Annotated in this window: 21 protein-coding genes and 4 tRNA genes; 3 read left to right on the plus strand and 22 right to left on the minus strand. The window is 44.6% G+C overall.

Annotation, left to right across the window (positions count from 1 at the left end; genetic code table 11):
• The 19 genes from tuf to ACTJIX_RS13860 form a co-directional block, all read right to left on the minus strand.
• On the minus strand, positions 1-1,001 hold a 1,001-nt coding region (tuf, locus tag ACTJIX_RS13770; protein ID WP_440611478.1), incomplete at its 3' end, for an elongation factor Tu.
• 151 nt (positions 1,002-1,152) lie between these two features.
• A tRNA-Thr gene (locus tag ACTJIX_RS13775) sits at positions 1,153-1,227 on the minus strand.
• 17 nt (positions 1,228-1,244) lie between these two features.
• Positions 1,245-1,320: transfer RNA gene (locus tag ACTJIX_RS13780), tRNA-Gly, on the minus strand.
• Positions 1,321-1,358: 38 nt separating this feature from the next.
• Positions 1,359-1,442: transfer RNA gene (locus ACTJIX_RS13785), tRNA-Tyr, on the minus strand.
• 56 nt (positions 1,443-1,498) lie between these two features.
• A tRNA-Thr gene (locus tag ACTJIX_RS13790) sits at positions 1,499-1,574 on the minus strand.
• 98 nt (positions 1,575-1,672) lie between these two features.
• On the minus strand, positions 1,673-3,166 hold the full coding sequence (trpE, locus tag ACTJIX_RS13795) for an anthranilate synthase component I (RefSeq protein WP_312051050.1): 1,494 nt from the start codon (positions 3,164-3,166) through the stop codon (positions 1,673-1,675).
• Positions 3,167-3,274: 108 nt separating this feature from the next.
• Positions 3,275-3,943 carry a phosphoglycolate phosphatase gene (locus ACTJIX_RS13800; RefSeq protein ID WP_440611533.1) on the minus strand — a complete coding sequence of 223 codons (669 nt, stop codon included), beginning with the start codon at positions 3,941-3,943 and terminating at the stop codon, positions 3,275-3,277.
• 82 nt (positions 3,944-4,025) lie between these two features.
• Positions 4,026-4,679, minus strand: coding sequence for an FHA domain-containing protein (locus ACTJIX_RS13805; RefSeq protein WP_440611534.1), 654 nt, complete (start codon positions 4,677-4,679; stop codon positions 4,026-4,028).
• 64 nt (positions 4,680-4,743) lie between these two features.
• A complete protein-coding gene (gene gspD / locus ACTJIX_RS13810; RefSeq protein ID WP_440611535.1) occupies positions 4,744-6,996 on the minus strand; it encodes a type II secretion system secretin GspD in 2,253 nt (750 codons plus the stop codon).
• Positions 6,997-7,034: 38 nt separating this feature from the next.
• Entirely contained in the window at positions 7,035-7,901 is an 867-nt protein-coding gene (locus ACTJIX_RS13815; protein WP_440611536.1) for a type II secretion system protein N, read from the minus strand.
• Positions 7,901-8,644, minus strand: coding sequence for a type II secretion system protein N (gene gspN / locus ACTJIX_RS13820; protein ID WP_004890585.1), 744 nt, complete (start codon positions 8,642-8,644; stop codon positions 7,901-7,903). Before gspN ends, ACTJIX_RS13815 begins: the two co-directional genes overlap by 1 nt.
• 184 nt (positions 8,645-8,828) lie before the next feature.
• On the minus strand, positions 8,829-9,155 hold the full coding sequence (locus ACTJIX_RS13825) for an H-NS histone family protein (RefSeq protein ID WP_026056799.1): 327 nt from the start codon (positions 9,153-9,155) through the stop codon (positions 8,829-8,831).
• 142 nt (positions 9,156-9,297) lie between these two features.
• Positions 9,298-9,726, minus strand: a complete 429-nt coding sequence (locus ACTJIX_RS13830) for an acyl-CoA thioesterase (protein ID WP_048882238.1) — start codon at positions 9,724-9,726, stop codon at positions 9,298-9,300.
• 10 nt (positions 9,727-9,736) lie between these two features.
• Positions 9,737-10,930 carry a heme biosynthesis protein HemY gene (locus tag ACTJIX_RS13835; protein WP_440611537.1) on the minus strand — a complete coding sequence of 398 codons (1,194 nt, stop codon included), beginning with the start codon at positions 10,928-10,930 and terminating at the stop codon, positions 9,737-9,739.
• Positions 10,931-10,936: 6 nt separating this feature from the next.
• Positions 10,937-11,764 (minus strand): hypothetical protein, encoded by an 828-nt coding sequence (locus tag ACTJIX_RS13840; protein ID WP_005220699.1) that lies wholly within the window; start codon positions 11,762-11,764, stop codon positions 10,937-10,939.
• Complete coding sequence (locus ACTJIX_RS13845) at positions 11,761-12,540, minus strand: uroporphyrinogen-III synthase (protein ID WP_005220698.1); 780 nt, start codon at positions 12,538-12,540, stop codon at positions 11,761-11,763. The genes ACTJIX_RS13840 and ACTJIX_RS13845 overlap by 4 nt, the downstream gene beginning before the upstream one ends.
• A 5-nt stretch (positions 12,541-12,545) precedes the next feature.
• Positions 12,546-13,466, minus strand: a complete 921-nt coding sequence (gene hemC / locus ACTJIX_RS13850) for a hydroxymethylbilane synthase (protein WP_005220697.1) — start codon at positions 13,464-13,466, stop codon at positions 12,546-12,548.
• Positions 13,467-13,572: 106 nt separating this feature from the next.
• On the minus strand, positions 13,573-14,313 hold the full coding sequence (locus ACTJIX_RS13855) for a LytR/AlgR family response regulator transcription factor (protein ID WP_440611538.1): 741 nt from the start codon (positions 14,311-14,313) through the stop codon (positions 13,573-13,575).
• A gap of 56 nt (positions 14,314-14,369) precedes the next feature.
• Positions 14,370-15,524 carry a sensor histidine kinase gene (locus ACTJIX_RS13860; RefSeq protein WP_440611539.1) on the minus strand — a complete coding sequence of 385 codons (1,155 nt, stop codon included), beginning with the start codon at positions 15,522-15,524 and terminating at the stop codon, positions 14,370-14,372.
• Here ACTJIX_RS13860 and argH point away from each other — a divergent pair.
• Positions 15,515-16,945, plus strand: coding sequence for an argininosuccinate lyase (gene argH, locus ACTJIX_RS13865; protein ID WP_017401677.1), 1,431 nt, complete (start codon positions 15,515-15,517; stop codon positions 16,943-16,945). The two genes, ACTJIX_RS13860 and argH, sit on opposite strands and share 10 nt — an antisense overlap.
• A 29-nt stretch (positions 16,946-16,974) precedes the next feature.
• Entirely contained in the window at positions 16,975-17,244 is a 270-nt protein-coding gene (locus ACTJIX_RS13870; protein ID WP_005220695.1) for an oxidative damage protection protein, read from the plus strand.
• 1,103 nt (positions 17,245-18,347) lie between these two features.
• Here the strand turns inward: ACTJIX_RS13870 and pgsA are convergent.
• The 3 genes from pgsA to uvrC all read right to left on the minus strand — a co-directional run bounded on the left by pgsA (position 18,348) and on the right by uvrC (position 21,753).
• A complete protein-coding gene (gene pgsA, locus ACTJIX_RS13875; RefSeq protein ID WP_008302472.1) occupies positions 18,348-18,935 on the minus strand; it encodes a CDP-diacylglycerol--glycerol-3-phosphate 3-phosphatidyltransferase in 588 nt (195 codons plus the stop codon).
• A 107-nt stretch (positions 18,936-19,042) separates the two neighbouring features.
• Entirely contained in the window at positions 19,043-19,837 is a 795-nt protein-coding gene (locus ACTJIX_RS13880; RefSeq protein WP_163172382.1) for an acyl-CoA thioesterase, read from the minus strand.
• Between the two features lie 116 nt (positions 19,838-19,953).
• Positions 19,954-21,753, minus strand: coding sequence for an excinuclease ABC subunit UvrC (gene uvrC / locus ACTJIX_RS13885; protein ID WP_440611542.1), 1,800 nt, complete (start codon positions 21,751-21,753; stop codon positions 19,954-19,956).
• Positions 21,754-21,978: 225 nt separating this feature from the next.
• Here uvrC and ACTJIX_RS13890 point away from each other — a divergent pair, with 225 nt between their 5' ends.
• Entirely contained in the window at positions 21,979-23,028 is a 1,050-nt protein-coding gene (locus ACTJIX_RS13890) for an AAA family ATPase (protein WP_163167445.1), read from the plus strand.
• Positions 23,029-23,037 lie beyond the last annotated feature (9 nt).

The following is a 23,037-nucleotide window of genomic DNA, read 5'->3' on the forward strand; positions in this document are numbered from 1 at the left end:
TAGAACTGTGGACGGTAACCGTTAAGGAATGGAGTATGACGACCACCTTCTTCTTTAGAAAGTACGTATACTTCTGCGTCGAATTTAGTGTGCGGCTTGATTGTACCTGGTTTAGCAAGTACTTGACCACGTTGTACGTCTTCACGCTTAGTACCACGAAGAAGAACACCACAGTTCTCGCCCGCACGACCTTCGTCAAGAAGTTTACGGAACATTTCAACGCCAGTTACAGTTGTTGTTTGTGTATCACGGATACCAACGATTTCAACTGACTCACCAACTTTAACAATACCAGTCTCAACACGGCCAGTTACTACTGTACCACGACCTGAGATTGAGAATACGTCTTCGATTGGCATCAAGAATGCCTGGTCGATTGCACGTTCTGGTTCTGGGATGTAAGAGTCAAGCGCTTCAACAAGAGCTTCAACTGCAGCTTCACCATATTGACCAGCGTCGCCGTTAAGCGCAAGAAGAGCTGAACCACGGATAACTGGAGTGTCATCACCTGGGAAGTCGTAAGTAGAAAGAAGTTCACGAACTTCCATTTCAACTAGCTCAAGAAGCTCTTCGTCGTCTACAAGGTCGCATTTGTTCAAGAATACAACGATGTAAGGTACACCTACCTGACGAGAAAGAAGGATGTGTTCACGAGTTTGTGGCATTGGACCATCAGTCGCAGCACATACAAGGATCGCGCCGTCCATCTGAGCAGCACCAGTAATCATGTTTTTAACATAATCGGCGTGGCCCGGGCAGTCTACGTGAGCGTAGTGACGAGTTGGAGAATCGTATTCTACGTGAGAAGTGTTAATGGTAATACCACGTGCTTTTTCTTCTGGTGCAGAGTCAATTGCAGCGTAGTCTTTCGCTTCACCACCGAATTTCTTCGCACATACAGTTGCAATCGCAGCTGTTAAAGTTGTTTTACCATGGTCAACGTGACCAATTGTGCCCACGTTAACGTGTGGCTTATTACGTTCAAACTTAGCCTTAGCCATGTTCATCTTCCTCGTTTACGTCGAACACAATTCTGAGTAAAACTCAGCTCCGACATATCGCCTAAAAAAATCAAACGCCCAATACTTGAAAAGCAGACTAAATAGCCTGCTTTTGGAATCTTTTGCAACAATGTTGCGATAAACTGTAATCTGGAGCTCTTATCGAGATTTGAACTCGAGACCTCTCCCTTACCAAGGGAGTGCTCTACCACTGAGCTATAAGAGCAAATATTAGTACTTCAATGGAGCGGGAGACGAGGGTCGAACTCGCGACATGTAGCTTGGAAGGCTACCGCTCTACCAACTGAGCTACTCCCGCACGATGTTGGTACAAACCACTTATTGAAGTCTTAAAATTGGTGGTGAGGGAAGGATTCGAACCTTCGAAACTTTCGTAGCGGAGTTACAGTCCGCCCCCTTTGACCGCTCGGGAACCTCACCATTTTTTACACTTACATCAGTGCTGTTCTTTACTCTACACTAGAAACTCTCTAAGATGGTGCCGGCACACGGATTCGAACTGTGGACCTACTGATTACAAGTCAGTTGCTCTACCAACTGAGCTATGCCGGCGTTTCTTAGTGTTTCGTACGTTTCGTATCGGAACGGTGTGCAGTTTAGCAAAACTCAGAAACCATGCAAGTGTTTTTTTCAAAAAAAACGTCAAAAACTCATAAAATCAAACCATTTGATGATAATTCAACCGCTTTGATCACTGCGCGAGCTTTTATTTGGGTTTCATTCCACTCAGATTCAGGATTTGAGTCGGCAACCAGCCCTGCTCCGGCCTGAACATAGACCTTATTTTCACGAATGACACAGGTACGAATCGCAATCGACATGTCCATTTCGCCGTGCCAGCCTAAATAACCAACAGCACCACCGAAAATTCCACGTTTTACCGGCTCAACTTCGTCAATAATTTCCATGGCACGGATTTTTGGTGCACCCGAAAGCGTGCCTGCCGGGAAAGTTGCTTTAAAAACATCCAATGCATCAACATCATCACGTACTTCACCTTGTACATTCGAGACAATGTGCATGACATGCGAATAACGTTCGATCACCATTTGATCAGTCACTTGCACTTTACCGATTTTTGACACCCGACCAACATCATTTCGGCCCAGATCAATCAGCATTAAATGCTCGGCAATCTCTTTTTCATCAGAAAGCAGATCTTTTTCTAATGCTAAATCCTCTTCTTTGGTCTTGCCACGTGGGCGAGTCCCTGCCAAGGGACGCACAGTAGCAATCCCATTTTCCAGACGAGATAAAATCTCAGGTGAAGAACCGACAATATGGAATGGTGTCTTGTTTTCTAAGGTCTGCCCTTGTACCAAGAACAGATATGGAGATGGGTTAAGGTGGCGTAACGCACGATAGACTTGTAAAGGCTCACCATCAAAATCAGAGACCATACGATGCCCTGGCACCACCTGCATCACATCACCAGCACGGATGTACTCTTTCACTTTTTCAATAGAAGCAAGGAAGTTGTCATGCCCGGTTAATGACTCAAAATGCGGTGGAGTATGTTTTTCTGCTTTCAGGCTGATTGGTGTTGCCAAAATATTTTCTAATTCATTTAATTTTTCATGTGCTTTTTCATATGCATTAACATCATTCGTATCGGCATGCACAATCAGGAACAAGGTATCTTTTAAGTTATCAAATACGATCACTGTTTTAGACAGCATCATCCAGATATCTGGCAAGCCTACTGGATCGGCCTCAGGGACGTTATTCAGCTTTGGCTCGATATAACGTACCGAGTCATAGCCAAAGTAACCGACCAGACCACCAGTAAAACTTGGTAAAGCAGGTAAGTCTGCTTGAGTCGGCACTTTAAACTGCGCCTGAAAGTCGCGAATGTATTGGAAGGGGTCTGAACAGTGCTGCTTTGCAATCGAGCCATCGGCATGTTGTACCGTCAGTTCACCTGCGTTACAGGAGAACACGGTAGATTCACCCAAACCAATGATTGAATAACGCGCCCAGTTCTCGCCCCCCTCCACAGATTCAAACAGATAAGCCTGTTGATGCTGTTTAAGGCGAGCAAAAATAGAAAGGGGTGTATCAGTATCGGCCAGGCGCTGACGGTAAACGGGAATCAGGTTATAGCCTTGCGCAGCAAGTTGCTGGAATTGTGCTTGAGTGGTCATTCGGTTTTTCTCTTTAAATTAGGGTTACTCAGTGTGTAAATAGAATTGGACTGAGCGACGCCATCGAAAAACCTTAGAACTATTCATTTTAATTCCCTAATACCCTAATTAAGCCAGCAGTTCACGTAGATCATCCACAATCTCCTGAGGATGGCTGTCTGCTATATTCTCACCATGATTATAGCCATAGCTGACTACAATACAATCTATACCGGCACGGCGTGCAGCTTCGACATCGTTCACCGAGTCACCAATCATCAGCACCTGCTCTTTGCTGATAGCATAATGCTCGACACAATGCAGCAATTGACGCGGATCCGGCTTACGCTCGGTAAAACGGTCACCACCAATAGTGTCATCAAAATACTTCGCCATATCCAAAATATCTAAAATACTGCGTGCAGGCTGTTCGGGCTTATTGGTCACACAAATGAGCTTTTTACCTTGTGCTTTACCCCATTGTAGAAATTCAATAATGCCCGGAAATGGTACGGTATCGACACATGGATCAGCATTGTAAACCTCCAGGAAAGTATTTAGTAATTCCTGATGCTGTGCTGGATCCAAACTTCCAGTCAGGTGCAGTAGTACGCTTTCACAAAACTTCGAAGTACCCTTTCCAATCCAGACTCGTACCTGTTCTTCAGTCACAAAAGGCAATTGCAGCACATTTAAGCTCATATTCATGGCACGATACAGGTCAGAAGCAGAATCCACCAAGGTGCCATCTAGATCAAATAAAATCAGCTCACGTTTATCCAGTTGTGCTACAGACATTTCCACCCTCTTTATCTTTATTCATCACGCAGCCACAAAAAAGGCATGCGATTGCATGCCTTGATTGTAACCAATACTTGGCTTATTTAAAGAATAGCCAGGCCATAATTGCTAAAATCATAATAACAATTAAAGAAATCAAACCGACTGAAGCATTTTTTTGCTGTTCCTTCGCTTCTTCTACACGAGAAACCGGTTGCTCAACAGGAATTGGTGTCGGTTCAGATTTAACCGCAGATAAATCTATACCTTCAGGAATTGGCGCCGGTTTTGGAATACCGACATTAGTTGGCATACCATCACGAGTCAACTGGACTTCAGCATCACGTTCTTTTAGCTCTGGTATACCCTGATCATTCATCTGATGGGCAGCAGTCTTCTCAGCAGCCTCTTCAATAATACGTTCAGCTGTTTGTTCTAGTTCAGGTTCGACGATGACTTCTTGTGCTGGCTCAAGCACAGAGAATTTTAGGCTGGCAAACTGTACAATATCACCCTGTTTCAGCAATGCTTCTGAATCAATGCGCATATCATTGACAAAAGTACCATTTGAAGAACCCAGGTCTTGTACCCACAGTGCATTTTCCTTCAGCAAGAAGGCAGCATGCTTACGCGAGATTTCTGCAGCCTGCAACACAATATCTGCTGCCTGATGACGACCCACCAGCATGTCACGGTCAATGCTAATTTCCTGTCCCGTCAGATCGCCGGTAATGGCTTGAATTTTCCAAGTCATAACATCCACTTCTCTTTTATTCTGTTACGTTGATCATAACATGCTGTTTGCAACTACCGCACCTCTAGCTTTTCGGACGCAACGTCGTGGTTGTCACTGTATTTCGGGTTTTTTCTACATTTTGTACTGGTTGCACAGATTGCTGTTGCACTACAGGTTCAATTGCAACTGGCGTGGTGACTACTGCCGTCGGCTGTGAGGCTACAGGTGCAGTTGGTACAGTTTGGTAATTCGACCCTACGGGTGTTTTAGAAACAGGGAGACGTTGTTGATATACGTCATCCAGGTTTTCTGGCAGTTTGGCAAAATTACCATCCGAATCTAGCGCCAATTGCAAGCTATACAGCTGGCTGTAACGCTGCTGGGAAATCTTACGCACTTCATTTTTATCCCCCACAATCGTTGGGTGAATAAAAATCAGCAGGTTACGCTTCTGATTGGATTTACCTTCCGAGCGGAATAAACGCCCTAAACCAGGGATTGCACCCAAACCCGGTACCGCCTGACGACCGTAGCTGGTGTTATCTGAAATCAGACCACCGAGCACAATGGTTTGACCATGTTCAGCCAGAATTGAAGTTTTAATGGCACGTTTACTAGTGACCAGATCTGATGCCTGCCCCTTATCACGTGCAACTGCAGAAACCTCCTGCTCGACTTCCAGACGTACGGTTCCATTTTCACCAATATGCGGAATGACTTTTAATGTCACACCCACATCTTTACGCTCAATGGTGGTATAGGGATTGGCAACACCTGCCGCACCCGTAGAAACTGAACCTGTTACAAATGGAACGTTTTCACCCACTACGATATAGGCTTCTTCATTGTCCATGGTCACAATCGATGGCGTAGACAATAGATTCGACTTCGTGGTTTCTTTGAGTGCCTGAATCAGTGCACCATAGAGCTTTCGGGAACCATCACTGCCTTCACGATAATCACCTATCACGAGTGAGGTCCCTGTACCAATTGCACTGCCTGCCCCTGCCGCACCACCGGTCAGATAGCCGGCAGCAATATTTTTCAGGCTGGCACCAAAGTTATCAAAGTTAATCAGACCAATACCGCTACTCAGATCACCAAGTGCCCATTGCACACCCAGCTGGTCAGCATCCGTACCTTCCACTTCCATAATCGCAGCTTCAATTAACACCTGCTGACGACGCGTATCCAACTGATTAATCGCCGACTCGATTTCGCGCATCAGTTGTGGATCAGCCTTCACTACCAATGAATTCTGAGTTGCATCAGCAATAATACTGACACCATTGGCATTAAAACTGGTAATTCCTTGCTGGTTATTTCCTAATCCTGAATTTAGCTGAATCCCGGAAGTGGAAGCTTCCTGAGACATATTGGATGCAGAGCTGTTATTGCCCAATGTATTCAGCGAAGTTCCTGCGGAGCTGTTCTCTGAAGAAGAGCTCGAACGCCCCTGAACCTGCCCAGAAACCAGTCCTTGTAAAATTTCAGCCAGGTTTTTGGCACTGGCATATTTCAGACGAAAGACTTTAAGACCACCTAAACGATCCGCTGCAGGCACATCCAGCGTTTCAATAATCTGGCGAATACGCTTACGGGTTGCGGTATCGCCTTTGATGATAATCCGGTTGGTCCGCTGATCTGCCATAACTCGTACACGTGCGCCTTTTAAATCCTTGGCAGCACCTGTAGCTGTCATGGACTCAATCAGGCCAATCATTTCCTCAGCCTGACTCGACTGTAAGGTAATGGCTTCCAGATCATTCTGACCGGTACCATCCAGGTTACGCACAATCGTTTCCAGCTGGTAAATATTGCTAGCGCGATCGGAAACGATTAAGGCATTGGTTCCTGGCACAGCCGCTAAATGGGCGAACTGCGGCATTAGTGGGCGTAGTGCTGGAATCAGGTCATTCGGATTGGTATTTTCCAGCCAGATTACTCGGGTCACAATCTGGTCACCAGTCGCACGGTTACGGGCATCATACGGAATACCGGAGTTCTTGACGTTATTGTCTGGCACCAGTTTGATGGTATTCCCGGACGGGATCGCCACGACACCATTAACATTCAAGACGCCAAGAAACAGATCATAGACTTCAGCCCGGTTTAATGCCCGGTTTGAAATGACTGTGACATTGCCGCGCACCCTTGGATCAACGGCAAAATTTTTCCCCGTAATATCGGCTACTTCATTAATAAAAGCAGCCAGGTCTGCATCACGCAGATTGATTTTCCAGGTCTGCGCATAAGTTGCGGTACTGACCATAGCCACCAGAGGTGCGGCAACACAAAGCGCCCATGCTGATCGATTATTATTAAATAAAGCCATAAACCTAAATGCTTCCCAACCCTATATGTGATGACACATCACTTTAAATCCTGTTGAATGGTCATCACCTGATCACCACGTTTAATTTCAAGTTTTACCTGGCCCTGCTGTCGTGCCTGTTCCAGCAACTGTACTTCAGATTGTCCTGCAGTGACGGTTTGACCATTTAGAGAGACAATCCGGTCGCCCGGTCTGAGACCGAGACGGTTACGCAGCACTGCCGGAGTTCGCGAAGTGACTTCATAACCCCCTTCACCTGCAGAAACTCCCATATTTTCCAGGTACTGTTCACGGTTTTCATTCATCTGCTGAATCGCGCGACTAATCTCATTCTGTGGTGAAGCAGGCTCATTTGTTGGCTGATTCGCCGTCCCACCCCAATTCGAGGATGACAATGAACGCCCACTCTTCTGCTCATTACTCTGCCAAGGCTGATTTAAGCCATTTTCCAGGCCCTTAAAGAAAACTTCCTTACTCGCACCATTTTGCTGACGAATGATCACCCGATCCCAGTACACTTCAGCCAGTTCATAGCCACTACTACCCAAGCTCTCGCCAACACGATAGCGATCGACCTGATCATTCAGCTTCAATACTGCTGAAGACAAATAGCTTGGACTGGCAACCATCACCCCTTGTAACAGAATATTGGAGACTTCCGCACTTGCCGCACTTTGTCCAGTTTCCTGAAATAAGGCGAAAGAGCTGATATTCGGAATCCGTGACTGCTGTGAGCCCAGCTCTACACGTTCTACCTGTAGGGCTTGAGGCGGTGCAACGACCAGCCAGAATAGGGCTGCCAGTTTCCAGCACAGATACAGAATCAGTAAAACTAAAAGTGCGGGTGCCGCTTTATTAAACGCCTGTAGATCCAGCTGTTTAAATTTATCTATATTGATGGCCATCAGTTTAGGCCTCCCATCAGCGGCTGACGGGTGCTGATGACATAAGTGTCCAGTCCAGCTTTACCTTCATAGGAAGGAACATTCAGTAACATACGCTGTGTCAGTTGCACATTCAGCATCAGATCGGGATCAAGTTCAATATTCAGCATTTTCTGATCACGACTATCGCGAACATCCAGCAATAATTTACCTGACTCATCTGCCAGCTTCCCGGCAAGAACAGGAACACTCATCCGCTCTTGACGCTGTGCAAAGGTATAGATCAATTCTCCCCCGGTCCAATTCAACTGACCACTCACATCACTAAAGCCATTTTGTTTCTTATATTTAAAATCGAGCTGCTTAAATTGAATTGCATTGGTTGGCCATTGCCAATCTGCCAGATTTTTCAAGGTTTCTGGTGCGACCTGTCCTTCCAGATTCCTGGCGACTAGCGTTTTGGTCAGACCGTAAGCCATTACACCGGCAAGTTTAGTATTGCCGCTATGTACTTCCACATTTGCCCCGAGACGCAATAATAGCAAATCCAATGGACGGACCTGCCAGTTAAGGCTGCCACGCAATTGACCTTTTTTCCAGTCAGCACTCCCCTGCCAGATATTGCCACTGACGTTATGCAGCACCTGATTATTTTTATAAAATTTTGAAATCAGCCAGGCAGCCGGCACCTGCAAAACCACAAAAATAAAAAAGGCGACTATGGCAAGAATTAACCATTTGAAAGTTTTCGGTTTACTGCTCATCCCACCCCAACCAATCCATCAATTTCAGTTCCTGGTTATGATTCTTTTCTTAATATAAGTACATTATGCATACTTTTTTCACCACGCCAATTGATGGGCATAAAAAAACCAAGCAATGATGCTTGGTTAAAGATATATAGATCATTTCCATGACTGACCTATGACAACATTCACAGTCAAATCTTTAGATCAGAAAATCTTCCAGCTTGGCACCTTGTTCCAGTTCTGCAACCAGCCAGCGTGGCTGTTTACCACGACCTGTCCAGGTTTCTTCCGGATTTGCTTTACTGCGGTAACGTGGTTCTACAGTCTTGCGAGATGATTTCTTGCGCTTAGAGGCACCGAACTCGAGCAACTGTTCAATGCTCATACCTACTTTTTCTGCAATGCTTAATACCTGATTATAAGCATCTTCGATTTCCTGGTCTTTTTTAGACGCAATTAATGCTTCAGCTTCAGCTTGTAAACGCTTTAACTCTTCAACTGATAAATTCGTAATGTCTGGCATCACTCTCTCCATAAAAATAATATTATTCGTTTTATAAATAACTTTTTCATAATATTTAGATTAAATAAAATATTCAATAAAAAAATTTGAACGGATAACAACAAATAATAAAATTAATTACAAAATTAAATAATTTTCTCGTATTTTAAACTGTATGTTCAACCGTATTTTCTAAATTTCTTATTATTTCCTGTACATCTTCAGGAATTGGCATTTTTTGCATGCTATTTTTATTTATGCAAACCAGAACCGCTTCAGAAATTGCCACCACACTTTGCTGCTGCTCACTCCATAATAAATAACTCATACGAAATGAGGTAGTACCTATATCTTCAATACGTGCACCGATTTTAAGTTGATCTGGATAAACCACCGGCTTTAAATAACGACATTGATTCGTAGCCACAACAGTTAATAATGGACCAACCAGTATATTTAATCGATCCAGATAAGCCAGTCGGGCACTTTCAATATAACGATAATACACCGCATTATTAACATGACCAAAGGCATCCATATCACCCCAAGCCACGCGTTGCTCAAAAATCACTGGATACTGCGCAAGTGATTCCATATATTATCCCCTATATTCTTGTATCAATAAAATTGGCATTTGATTCAAACACCTGATTCAGTTGTTGTTGTAACTCATCCTGCCCCTGCAAGGCAGATTTAATGCGCAGATAACTCATACGCACATCATCTGGATAGAGTGCAAGCAGTTGCTGGGCTTCCTCTACTCGACCCGCAGCTTGCAGTACATGCCATTTGGCAAATGTTAAGACCGGCACTGCTGTATATTTTTCTTCCCATAATGAAATTTGCTGGTTAATAACTTCATAATCAGGATTTTGTCGAAGTAATTGTTGCTGGAACCATAAATAAAATACGTCCTGATTAAATTGCTGTTCCAGTAAATGTACTGCTAGCGCTTCATGCTCGGCACTCATTTCAGGCATTTTAAATAACAATTTCAACCACAATAGTTTGACCGTATAGTCACGTTTAAATATTTCTTCGCTTAAGTCAACATAACGCTGTTGCAAGTATTTTAAATCTTCCTGATCGGCTTGTTCAAAAGCCAGTAATAATTGTTCTAGCCAAAGTGTTTTAGTATTTTGCTCTAAATGACCATATTGGGTTGATCTTAAATACAACCAGGGAAATTTTAAGGCAAATTGTCCCCATAATTTGGTTAATCGCTGCTCATAAGCTGATTTAACTTTAAACAGCCACGGGGATAATTCATGCTGATTTAAGAATTCAAGATGGGTTAATGCCTGCTGACCATCCTGTTGCGATAAGTACACTTCAATACGCTGTAATTCAGCCAGTTCAAATGCCATCGGATTAGACTGATTTAAAGATTTCAAAGCCTCATCAAAATCCTGCTGCCCCCAAGACAAACGTGCATGAATAATATCTTTTAATAATCCAGACTGGGCAAAAGACTGCTGAATGAAATCACGTTGATCCTGTGAGGCATTGAGCAGCCACACCACTGCCAGTTGTTCATAAGGATGTAAATGATGAAAACTGAAAACGCGCTGTTTTTTGCGCTGCTCGCGATTCAGATAACGCGTAACCGCATACCACAGCATATGCATGACAAAGCTGATCGTAACCAGTAGCGCTGCCAGTATCCATAGACTGGTCTGTACCTGCCAGTTACGCCAGTACAGATAGACATACCCTGGTCCGTGACCGTAACTGAGTAGACTTAAAGCCGCAATACCGAGCAGACTGACAAATAAATAGGCAAGCAGAATCTGTTTCATAAGCGATCAGCTCATTAAGGTACGGGCATTCAGAGGAGGAACCGGTGTCAGCGGTATGGTGCGGATCTGTTCCAGCTGTTTAACCCATTGCTGGCTTTTTGCATCCGGTAATTGTTTGAGGACTTCAGCCACGGCACCAAGCGATTGCTGGAAAGGAATTTGCTGACTTTGCTGTAGCGCGTTTTGTGCCATCAATAAACGTAATTGCGCCTCTTTCAACACTAGTCCTCGCTGCATTAACACCGTACTTGGCTGCTGCACAGCTTCAATTTGAATCAGATTGCGCCAGAAGGAACCAGACTCTGCCGGTGTGGCACTGTGCTGGGCTTTTAACTCCCTGGCAATTTCAGCATCCATTTGATTAAGTAAATCCCGGATTTTATTCTGCTGTACCAGACGACTATTGATGAACTGTTGCAACATTACCTGATCTTTACTGAGTACACGCTCCAAACCGTCTAATAAAGCCGGTGCAAGCGTATAATTCGGCAAATCCAGTTGCAGCTGACTGAGTTTTTCCAATGCTGTGCTGTATTGCTGCTGCTGCAAAGCGAACTCAATCAGGCTGAGTTGCTGACGAACCAGTTCGGCATCATGCGATTCAGGTGCAGTAGCTATCTGTGAGTTGAATACAGCTGGTGCATCCTGGCGCTGTTCAGTTACCTGGCGTTTAAGTGCAACCACCTTGTCATTCAAACTGGCATTTTGCTGCTGCAATAGAGTAAAGCTGGAGCTGAGTTCTGTATGGGCCTGGCGCAAACTGAACAGGTCATAACTGATTTTGACCATCCAGGCGAATGCCACAATGAACAGCACGATTAAAATTTTCTTCATGAGTTCCCCAGTACTCGCTTCATCTCCCGTACGATCACATCGCTGCTCAGGTTCTCGAGTTGTATATACTCAAATGCTGCAGCATGATGTTGACGGTATTCCCCTAAAATAGCGGCCAAACGTGGGCCTAAAACCAAATAAATTCCCTTGCTGATCAAGGAGATTTCCTGCTGCATTAGCTGCACCCAGTTTAACCAGCTGGCTTCACTACTCATCAGAACCACATAATGACGATTGTCCTGCAATCGAGGCAAGAGCGCAGCTATAGCCTGCTGTGACTGAACCGGACACTGACGTTGATACAGTACAAAATTTAGTACTTCAACGCCCTGTTGACGCAAATGGTCCATCATAAATAATCGACCGCCCTCACCTCGCCAAAAGGCTACAACAGTATCTTTTTCAAGACTCTCCAAAATCGGTAATTGTAGCATTCCTTCAGAGGTTTCAACCTCAGGCACATGACTTTGAATGCCATATTGTAGCAATGCCTGTTCAGTGCTGCGCCCTACAGCAATCCACTGTATATAGGCCAATGTAGCCAGTTCAATGCCTGCCTGCGCCAGATATTGCATGCCAATCTGCACCGCAGTCGGACTCACCACCACAATGACTTGAGCACGATTCAACTGCTGATACAAGCTATCCAATTCTGCTGAATAAGGCTGTGCAACCAGTTCCAGCAAAGGTAGCTCTACCACAGGAATTTGTGCTGCCTGTAACTGCTGTGTGAGTCGGACAGCACGATCCTGAGGGCGAGTATTGATAAACAGCATGAATCTTATGAATATAGTGCTTTAAGCAAATCACCCGCACCTTGGGCCAGTAAATTCTGTGCCAGAATCACACCGAGGTGCTCTGCCTGATTTACATCACCCTGTAATTCTGCTTTTAATAAGGTGGCACCATCCACGCTACCCACACGGCCTTCAATAGCAATTTTACCATCCTGTAAAGTTGCATAACCTGCAATCGGCACCTGACAACCGCCTTCCAGATAGGCATTAAATGCGCGTTCAGCACGAACACAGGCATCAGTTTCAGCATGTAACAGTGGCAGGATCAGGTCAAGTACAGCCTGATCACGATCACGACATTCAAGACCAAGCGCACCCTGTCCCACAGCTGGTAAACTGACCGCAGGCTTAAGCGTATGACGAATACGATCTGCCAATCCCAGACGTTTTAAACCGGCACTGGCAAGAATAATAGCATCGTAATTGCCTGCATCGAGTTTCGACAGCCGTGTGCCGACATTACCTCGCAGATCAATGATCTCAAGGTCCGGACGTGCCTTTAAAATCTGGCTCTTACGACGCAGACTGGATGTGCCTACTTTAGCGCCCTGTGGCAGCTCGTCAAAGCTGGTATAGCTATTAGAGACAAAAGCATCCAATGGATCTTCACGTTCGCAGATCACCGCAAGACTTAAACCTTCAGGCAGTGCCATGGGTACATCTTTCATGGAATGCACGGCCAAGTCTGCACGACCATCCAGTAATGCAGCCTCAAGTTCTTTAACAAACAGGCCCTTGCCACCAATTTTTGCCAATGGGGTATCAAGAATTTTATCACCCTGTGTCACAAACGTGACCAACTCGACCTGAAGGTCGGCATGCAGTTCCTGCAGACGTGCACGGATATGCTCCGCTTGCCATAGTGCAAGAGGACTTTGTCGAGTTGCAATTTTTAGGGTCTTCATAAATTTCAAATACAGTGAATGAGAACAATAGTCTAAACTTAACCTGATCACTTTAAAATGCAAGTGAATTTATGCAAGTTTCAACTGCAACCCGATCCCATACGCTTCAGAGCTTATGAATGCGTTCACGTAAAAATGGTAAATGGCGCCGACTTACTGCAAGTCTTTCATCCAGCTCACGGCAACGCACCTGATACTGCCCCGAACTGACCACTTCCAGCCCATCCAGATAGTTTACAGACACCAGCGCATTGCGGTGAATCCTGATAAAATTCTGGCCAAATTCCTGTTCCAAGTCCTTTAATGTTTCATCGATCAGGACACTGCCATTTTTATGCCGTACCGTGACATATTTCTGATCAGCCAGGAAATAGTAAATATTTTCCACAGGGACAAGCTCCACCCCGCGATAAGTCTTTGCCGCAATCTGATGGCGGCTGATATTGAGTTCTTCCATATTTTCTTTTTGTTTTAGTTGGCTCATCTGAGCTTGGGTAAGTTTGGTTAAATGCTCGAATACCTGTGCTAACTCCTGTTGCATCACTGGTTTGAGCAAGTAGCCTTCTGCATTCGACTTGAATGCATCAAGCGCATGGTGGTCATAGGCCGTACAAAAAACAATTGCCGGCATTGGGTCAAGCTGGTGCAGATGTTGTGCGCAACGCAGACCGTCCATTTCGGGCATTTGAATATCTAATAGAATGACATCGGGCTCGTGCTGATGGGCCAGATCAAGGGCTTGCTGACCATGGGTTGCGGTTGCAACCACAGTATGGCCGAGCTGGCTGACCAGGCGTGCCAAACGCTCTATAGCAAGAGGCTCATCATCACAGATCAGGATGTCCATTTATCCTCCTTCAGTTAACGGCATGTCATTGTTGTTAAGTTAACTGCATTTTATTGTTATTTATACTGATATTGCACAACCGTCGTAAAAATTCCCTTACCGGCATAGGTTCTAAAGGTTACTCTCGGGCCATAATAGGCCTTCAAACGCTGTCGAACATTTTCAATTGCAATACCATTTCCCCGCTTTAATGCTGCATGATCCTGTGAATATGGGTTTGTTATAATAATATTAATTTGATTTTGCAGGATTTCAATCAATACGCTTATCGTACTCTTTGTTAGAATTTTTTCAACTCCATGGAAAATACTATTTTCTAATAGGGGTTGTAAAGTCAGTAATGGAATTTGGACTTGTGAGTATAAGTCTTTGTTTTCTAATTTCCATTCAACCTGCAAACGATCACCAAGCCGGATTTGCTCAATCTCCAGATAACGTTTGCACAAATCGATTTCTTCTTGCAAGCTGACCAGCTTTAATTCCTGAAAGCTGGCACGAAACAGTCGGGACAGATTAAGCAGCATATGTTCCGCTTTATCGGGATCAATACTGATCAGGCTGATAGCACTATTTAAACTATTAAATAAAAAATGTGGTTGAATCCGGGCCTGCATGGCCTGAATCCGTGAATTTAACTCGCTATGGCGTTGACGTGTCCATTGCTCCCTTAAGTAAAGATAACGAAAACAGAAAGTTCCGAGCAAAATTCCAAAACTCAGGTGCATTCCGACCTGCTTAAAAGCAATTTCAGATGTAAGATCATGCAGATGAAAATTTATCCCAAAATGTATCAGAATGTTTAAACTAACTGTCGTTACCAGCACGATAGCCTGTAAGAACAAGAATCCGGTAATCAATGCAGATTTGATCCCCATACGATCAAAATACTGGTGAAACAGTTCTACACAAGCCGCAAATGATAGCAACACCCAGTTAATATAGAGGATGTATTGCAGCAAGTGCATAAAATTGAGCGCTTGCCAAGACTGGGCTTCTGCCAGACTCAGTACCAAAGCCAAAACATTACCGCCAACAAACAGTTCCAGCAGATAACGCCAATTGCCAATCTGGCCAAAAAAATAAGAAGATTGTTGCTGCCCCATCGGATCTGTAACAGATTGAGCAGATGAGACTTCGGCAACAGCCGTTGAATTTGCTATACTCTTTTTCGTTCTACTGCTTTTAATCTTATTGAGCCGACATGACCACATCTTCTAATTCCTCAAATCCATCACAAGCCCAGACTTCGGGTATGTGGGGCGGTCGTTTCTCTGAAGCGACTGATGCTTTTGTTGCTGAATTTACAGCATCTGTACAATTTGACCAACGTTTTTATAAACAAGATATTGCGGGTTCAATTGCGCATGCAACCATGCTTGCAAAAGTGGGCGTGCTGACTGAACAAGAACGTGATGACATCATTGAAGGCCTGACTGCGATTAAGGCAGATATTGAAGCAGGTAATTTCGAGTGGCGCATTGACCTTGAAGATGTGCACATGAACATTGAGTCACGTCTGACTCAGCGTATCGGTATTACAGGTAAAAAATTACATACTGGCCGTAGCCGTAATGACCAGGTGGCAACCGACATCCGCCTTTATGTCCGTGATGAAATTGATGCCATCCTAAAATTATTAGAGAAATTACAAAAAGGCATTTTGAGCTTGGCAGCGAAAAATACCAATACCATCATGCCTGGTTTTACTCACCTGCAAACGGCACAGCCTGTGACTTTTGGTCACCACTTGATGGCTTGGTTTGAAATGCTGGTACGTGACTCTGAACGTCTGATTGACTGCCGTAAACGCGTTAACCGTATGCCATTGGGTTCTGCTGCTTTAGCAGGCACAACTTATCCAATCGACCGTGCTTATACAGCTGAACTGCTAGGTTTTGAAGCAGTAGCTGAAAACTCATTAGATGCTGTTTCTGATCGTGACTTCGGCATCGAATTCAATGCAGCAGCATCTTTAATCATGATGCACCTGTCTCGCATGTCTGAAGAAATGATTTTGTGGACTTCTGCACAATTCAAGTTTGTGAATATTCCGGACCGTTTCTGTACTGGTTCATCGATCATGCCACAGAAGAAAAATCCGGATGTCCCTGAGCTGATCCGTGGTAAGACTGGCCGTGTGTATGGCGACTTGATGAGCTTGTTGACTCTAATGAAAGGTCAGCCATTAGCCTACAATAAAGACAATCAGGAAGACAAAGAACCACTATTTGATGCAATCGATACCGTTCGTGGTTCATTGATGGCATTTGCGGATATGATTCCTGCACTGGTTCCAAATATCGAAATCATGCGTGAAGCAGCGCTTCGTGGATTCTCAACGGCTACTGACTTGGCAGATTATCTGGTAAAAAATGGCGTGGCTTTCCGTGATGCCCATGAAATTGTGGGTAAAGCGGTAGCTCTAGGCGTGCAGGAAGGTAAAGACCTGTCTGAACTGACACTTGAGCAACTGCAACAGTTCTCTGATCTGATTCAAGCAGATGTATTTGAAAAAGCATTAACTTTAGAAGCCTCTGTAAATGCGCGTAACCACATTGGTGGTACTGCACCTGTACAAGTCGCAGCAGCAATCGAACGCGCTTATGCACGTCTGGAAAAACTTTACGCTTAATTGCGCTATCTTAAATTCGGAGTATTGATATGTCTCGACAAGTATTTTGCCGTAAGTATCAAAAAGAAATGGAAGGCTTAGACTTTGCACCATTCCCAGGTGCAAAGGGTCAGGAACTGTTTGATACTGTATCTAAACAGGCTTGGCAGGAATGGCTGAAGCATCAAACTACGCTGATCAATGAAAAGCGTTTAAACGTGTTTGAAGCGGATGCGAAAAAGTTCCTTGAAGAACAACGTGAGAAGTTTTTCAATAATGATGAATCATTGGAAAAAGCTGAAGGGCTAAAGCCTGAGTAAAACTTAAAGCGTTGCTTTAAGTTTTACGCAAGACAAACACCAAAGGTGTGCGTAGGCTTTAATTAGAAAAGAGTCTCTTATGAGGCTCTTTTTCTTTGTAAGAGCACTGCTCTGCCACGCCGCAAGACAAGCAGCTATGCTGCGCGTAGGCTTTAATCTAAAAGAATCCCCAACTTGGGGATTCTTTTTTATGCACTGCTCTAAAAATTACTCAAGACAAGCGAAGCGCGTAGTTTCAAATGTCAAGAAGGAGTCTAAGAAGACTCCTTTTTTATGCACTATACCGCCACGCCGCCAGACAAACACCGCAGGTGGGCGTAGGCTTTAATTTTAAAAGAGTCTCTTATGCGGCTCTTTTTCTTTGATAGAGCACTGCTCTGCCACGCCGTAAGACAAGCAGCCATGCTGCGCGTAAGCTTTAATTTAAAAAGAATCTCCATCATTAGACAGACTCTTTATATGACGCTCAACATGATTAAAGACAGGAACCGTCCTCTCAAGTAAAATCCGAAAAAGGTTTCTTAAAGCGTTTTTTTAATTTTTCCACCTACCTTTCTCTTGATTGCAGAAATGTACCGTAAATAAGCAAATTAAATCCCTAGAATTCCCTTCATCTAGTTATCTATTTTCTAATCAATAGATCATATCCTGCCTCTTTTCCTAAACTTCTCAGAACAACAGATTGCATCAGTTTTAAGATCATTTTTTCTCAATGTTATTTATTTTATAGATTAAATTTATTGTAAATATGAAGTTTTACTAATCAATTAAGTTTAAAAATGCTGAATTTACTTATTCGATTTAAAGAATTTAATTATGAGTCTTATTAGATTTAAACCCTTCATTCATTTCAAAATAATAGATTGTAAACGGCAGATACATGCCACTATAGAAATGCAACATTACACTACAAGAATGTACATGAATTAAAAAATGGATTTCCTATAATAGCAATTAAGAGGATGGCAACATCTTTGTATAATAGCGATAAATATCCCCGATTTTATCCCAGTTCTTCCCCCAAAGGCTGGGTATTTTTTTGCCTACAAATTACTATACCCCATAAAAAAGCCCCAGTGACTGGGGCTTGATTCAATATTCGATTAAGGCTGTTTCAGGTAGGGCCAAGCCGCTTTCAGGTAGATAAACATCGACCATAAGGTGAGCACAACTGCAGTATAGAGCAATGCATAAGCCAGCATATCTAGCGGCTGCCAGTTAAGCAGAAATACGGTAATTGCGATCATCTGGAAGGCGGTCTTGTATTTGCCGACTGTAGACACCGCCACACTGGTTCGCGCACCCAGTTCAGCCATCCATTCACGTAAAGCTGATACCGTAATTTCCCGCGAGATAATCACAATTGCAGCAAAGGCCATGGAGATCGAAGGCTGCCATTGCACCAGTACAATCAGTGCAGCTGCAACCATCAGCTTGTCTGCCACCGGATCCAGGAATCGACCAAAAGCCGAAGTCTGATTCAATGTTCTCGCCAGATAGCCATCAAACCAGTCCGTTACCGCCGCAACCACAAAAATTGCAGTCAACAGCATATGACGCGTCATATCCGGATTGCTTTCATCAATCCCCATCGCCGGCGGCCAATAGGCCACCAATAGAAAGACTGGAATCAGGACAATACGTGCCAAGGTCAAGATGTTTGGAATATTCAGGATACGACCTGTAGTCATAGACACCGCCAATTGTTCCCCTCATGTACGATGAAAATGCACACTTTTATTGAGGTTTGATCCATCGTTAATAGGCTTCACTTTATACGAATTGGCCAGCAGTGTCACTAGGCAAACACTGTCACTGTCTGTCTGGCAATCGCAATCAGGCGATTTTCAGCATCCCACAGATAGGCATGTTCTGTCGCGTAGCCATCTGCTGCATGATCAGTAAATACTTTATATTTAAACCAATCATTCAACTGATGTTGTACTGGATGCACATAGGTCACCGTCCAGTTGAGGCTGCTGGCTGGTGCAATCTGCTTAAACATCGGCAATACACCGGGTGGCCAGATATCAAAAATTGCCATCAGGTCAGCAACTTCAAATTTGCGGTTTGCATGTCTTTCCGGATCAAAACGGCACCATCCGCTAAAATCAGGATGATCACTCCCCGTGCATGGCAAATTCACTTCAGCCCAACGAACCTCAAACTGCTGGTAACATTCCGGCATACCTACGTTTGGAGGAATGCTAAACAGGCTTTCTGGAGCTGGATAATCCGGAGCAGATGGCTCCTGATGTACTTGAATAGTCGAGTCACGTGCTACACCAAAACTGGCTAACAAGATACTCTGCACTGCATCATCCTGCCACAGGCGAACTTCAACCGTAGTGACGGATTTACCCTCACGCAGAATTTCTGCAGTTAACCTGACTGGCCGTTGCTGGACCGGCCCCACAAAAGTTACGCTGGTGCTTAAAAGATGTTTCGCCGCGTCATTAATGCTCAGCACCGCTTTTTGCATCATCATCGCCGCAGCCAGACCACCATACAGGGTCCGTCCTTGTAACCATCCTGCTGGAAGATCAACCCATTCCTCAACAGCAATCGCTGCATACACCTGTTCCAGTGTCATTGTGCATCCCTGTGGTTCATTTTAGTTCTGATATCATTCAATAAATTTGAATTGATGTGAATGCTCAATGACTTCTCCGTCACTGAGCACTTTGGCAAATGATTTAATTTGGATTTTTATTCATGCAGTACTTTATAAATAGTACGAGCCATGACTTCACCTAAGCCTGGTACTAACATCAAGTCTTTCTCTGAAGCCTTCAGCACACCTTGAATGCCGCCGAAATGGGTCAGCAGGTCACGACGGCGTTTTGGGCCCAGACCGGGAATCACTTCCAGAACTGAAGAGCCTCGTTTCTTGTCGCGTTTGGCACGGTGTTTGGTGATTGCAAAGCGGTGTGCTTCATCCCGTACCTGTTGAATCAGATGCAGGGCTTTATGATCTTCGGGAAGTTGAATCTTGGTGCCATCAGTAAAATGTAAAGTTTCTAAGCCTGGTTTACGTCCCTCACCTTTGGATACACCCACCATAAAAGCGTCCAGACCAAGACCCTGCATGACTTCCATTGCCATATGCAGCTGTCCCTTACCCCCATCAATCAGTAACAGGTCGGGCAACATGTGCTTTTTATAACGTCGGGTCAACGCCTGACGCATTGCAGCATAGTCATCGCCTTCGGTAATGTCGTTAATCGAGAACTGGCGATAATCCCGCTTACGCGCACCGCCACTATCAAACACCACACAGGATGCGACCGTTTCCTCCCCCATGGTATGTGAGATATCAAAACACTCAATCCGGTCCACAGGATGTCCCACCACCTGCTCCAGCTGATGGAAACGCTCATTCAGTTCAAAGTGATTCGCCAGTTTCGATTTAATCCCTTGCAACACATTCATTTGTGCCAGTTCCAGCCATTCGGCACGGGTTTCGCGGACCTTGGATTTAATCTGGATTTTTTTATCAAAATGCTGGGCCAATGCCTGTTCCAGCTCGTTACGATCAGTCACTTCTACATTGACGATCAGTTCTGCTGGAATTTCATCCGCAACCTGGAAATAGAAGTTGGCAATAAAATCACTCAGCATCTGACTGAGATCATCACCCTGGATATCCGGGAAATAGCTTTTACCCCCCAGCATTTTACCATTACGCACATGCATAATCTGTACGCAGGTCACGCCGGCCTGATGGGCAATCGCCAGAATGTCGGCTTCACCTTTGACCTTGTAGATCGCCTGATTAGCTTGAACATCACGTAACAGAGCCATACGGTCCCGATAAAATACAGCCTTTTCAAATTCTAGCTGTTCGGCAGCAGCTTCCATTTTAGCAATCAGCTGCTGATTCAGCTCCTTGGTATCGCCTTGCAAGAAGCGAATCGAGTTGTTGACATCTTCCTGATAGTCTTCAGGTGAAATCAGTCCAACACAGGGGCCTGAGCAACGCTTGATCTGGTATTGCAGGCAGGGACGCTTACGCTGTGCAAAATAGCTGTTTTCACACTGGCGCACATTAAACAGTTTCTGTAAAACGATCAGGGTATCCTTGGCATTGTAAGCACTTGGATAAGGTCCAAAAAACTTGCCCGGTTGATGCTTGCCCTTGCCTCGACCTGCTGCAATCCGTGGATAAGGTTTATCACTAGATACAAAGATATAGACATAGGATTTATCATCGCGCAGCATGATGTTATATGGCGGACGATGCAGCTTGATCAGATTCTGCTCTAACAGTAACGCTTCGGTTTCAGAACGCACCACCAAAGTCTGAATATCATAAATCCGCGCCACCAATGCTTGGGTTTTCGGATGTTCAAGGGTCTTGACGAAATAACTGGATACGCGGTTTTTCAGGTTTTTTGCCTTGCCCACATACAGCAATTCGCCATCCTTGCCATACATCCGGTATACCCCCGGAAGTGTGGTCATATTCGCCAGGATTTTTTCAATATGGGGACGCGCGTTCTCGTTCACCTGCAACCTATTTTTCATATGCAATATGCAGATAATGTGATGCTTATTGCCTGATTTTCAAGCGCGGTGACAAAATTACCATCAAGCCTGCCCACAAGCGAAGTTTATAAGTATGCAATCCCGGTTAATTTATAGGCTCACCGTTATACTGTGATTGCTAAAAGCTATAAATTTCAACTGATATCTTTGTTATGCTCGACGGGTTCGTTTTTGAGATTCCCCAAGATGACCACGCAGCATTCCGGTTTCCATATCGTCCAGCCTGGCACCTCCACGCATAGTGCTTCGGAACGTGACCGCCTGATTGGTAAGCCACGCTTTCACTTTGAACCCAAGGCGGTCATGGATCTGCTCCGGGAACGGATTATTGGGCAGGATGCTGCGCTGAATGAAATCGAAAAGATGCTACATGTGGTCAAGGCTGATTTTTCCAGCCCGGATCGTCCCCTGTCCGTGACCTTGATGCTTGGCCCAACCGGAGTAGGTAAAACCGAGACTGTGCGCCTGATTGCCGAGGCTATCTATGGACGTCCAGATGCGTTTTGCCGTATCGACATGAATACGCTGGCGCAAGAACATTATGCCGCAGCGCTAACAGGTGCGCCTCCGGGGTATGTCGGCTCAAAAGAAGGTCATAGCCTGTTCAATGAAACTGCGATTGCAGGTAGCCATACCCGTCCGGGTATTATGCTATTTGATGAATTAGAAAAGGCTTCAACCGAAGTCATTCGAGGTTTAATGAACGTGCTTGATACAGGTCGTTTAACCCTCACAGCAGGCACCAAGACCATCGATTTTCGGAATTGTATGATCTTTATGACCAGTAATGTTGGCGCGCAAGCTGCCCAGCAATATCTGGAAAAGCTCAGTTATTTGCCGCAGCAGGTTCAGAATCTGTGCCTGAAAAAAGTACCGACACAGCGCATTATTGAAAAGGTCATGCAGCGTAAATTTGATCCTGAATTTTTGAACAGGATTGATCGTACCCTGCATTATCAGGCTGTACAAAATGATGCTCTGCCACGACTGGTTGAGATTGAGCTGGAAAAACTCAATCAGCGATTACAGCATCAGAAGCGAACTGTGATCCTAACCGATACAGCCAAGGCCTATTTCTATCAAGGGCATGATATTCGCTACGGCGCACGTCATCTGGGTCGCAAGATGCGTACTGAACTAGAACCAGTTTTAGCGGTATATTTTTTAGATCAGCCTGAACAGTCTACGCTGAAGCTAGATTGTATTGAAGGCAATTTGGTGATTCAGACCGAATAGCTTCAACCA

The sequence above is a fragment of the Acinetobacter sp. 22323 genome, assembly GCF_052044895.1.
Taxonomy (GTDB): Bacteria; Pseudomonadota; Gammaproteobacteria; order Pseudomonadales; family Moraxellaceae; genus Acinetobacter; species Acinetobacter schindleri.

Coding starts and splice junctions, on each gene's coding strand:
- ACTJIX_RS13805 (WP_440611534.1), bottom strand. CDS start 4,679: ATGACTTGGAAAATTCAAGCCATTACCGGCGATCTGACGGGACAGGAA.
- ACTJIX_RS13890 (WP_163167445.1), top strand. CDS start 21,979: ATGACCACGCAGCATTCCGGTTTCCATATCGTCCAGCCTGGCACCTCC.
- pgsA (WP_008302472.1), bottom strand. CDS start 18,935: ATGACTACAGGTCGTATCCTGAATATTCCAAACATCTTGACCTTGGCA.
- hemC (WP_005220697.1), bottom strand. CDS start 13,466: ATGAAGACCCTAAAAATTGCAACTCGACAAAGTCCTCTTGCACTATGG.
- ACTJIX_RS13845 (WP_005220698.1), bottom strand. CDS start 12,540: ATGCTGTTTATCAATACTCGCCCTCAGGATCGTGCTGTCCGACTCACA.
- ACTJIX_RS13835 (WP_440611537.1), bottom strand. CDS start 10,930: ATGAAACAGATTCTGCTTGCCTATTTATTTGTCAGTCTGCTCGGTATT.
- trpE (WP_312051050.1), bottom strand. CDS start 3,166: ATGACCACTCAAGCACAATTCCAGCAACTTGCTGCGCAAGGCTATAAC.
- ACTJIX_RS13870 (WP_005220695.1), top strand. CDS start 16,975: ATGTCTCGACAAGTATTTTGCCGTAAGTATCAAAAAGAAATGGAAGGC.
- ACTJIX_RS13840 (WP_005220699.1), bottom strand. CDS start 11,764: ATGAAGAAAATTTTAATCGTGCTGTTCATTGTGGCATTCGCCTGGATG.
- gspN (WP_004890585.1), bottom strand. CDS start 8,644: ATGAGCAGTAAACCGAAAACTTTCAAATGGTTAATTCTTGCCATAGTC.
- ACTJIX_RS13830 (WP_048882238.1), bottom strand. CDS start 9,726: ATGGAATCACTTGCGCAGTATCCAGTGATTTTTGAGCAACGCGTGGCT.
- ACTJIX_RS13855 (WP_440611538.1), bottom strand. CDS start 14,313: ATGGACATCCTGATCTGTGATGATGAGCCTCTTGCTATAGAGCGTTTG.
- ACTJIX_RS13800 (WP_440611533.1), bottom strand. CDS start 3,943: ATGTCTGTAGCACAACTGGATAAACGTGAGCTGATTTTATTTGATCTA.
- ACTJIX_RS13880 (WP_163172382.1), bottom strand. CDS start 19,837: ATGACACTGGAACAGGTGTATGCAGCGATTGCTGTTGAGGAATGGGTT.
- argH (WP_017401677.1), top strand. CDS start 15,515: ATGACCACATCTTCTAATTCCTCAAATCCATCACAAGCCCAGACTTCG.
- gspD (WP_440611535.1), bottom strand. CDS start 6,996: ATGGCTTTATTTAATAATAATCGATCAGCATGGGCGCTTTGTGTTGCC.
- ACTJIX_RS13860 (WP_440611539.1), bottom strand. CDS start 15,524: ATGTGGTCATGTCGGCTCAATAAGATTAAAAGCAGTAGAACGAAAAAG.
- ACTJIX_RS13815 (WP_440611536.1), bottom strand. CDS start 7,901: ATGGCCATCAATATAGATAAATTTAAACAGCTGGATCTACAGGCGTTT.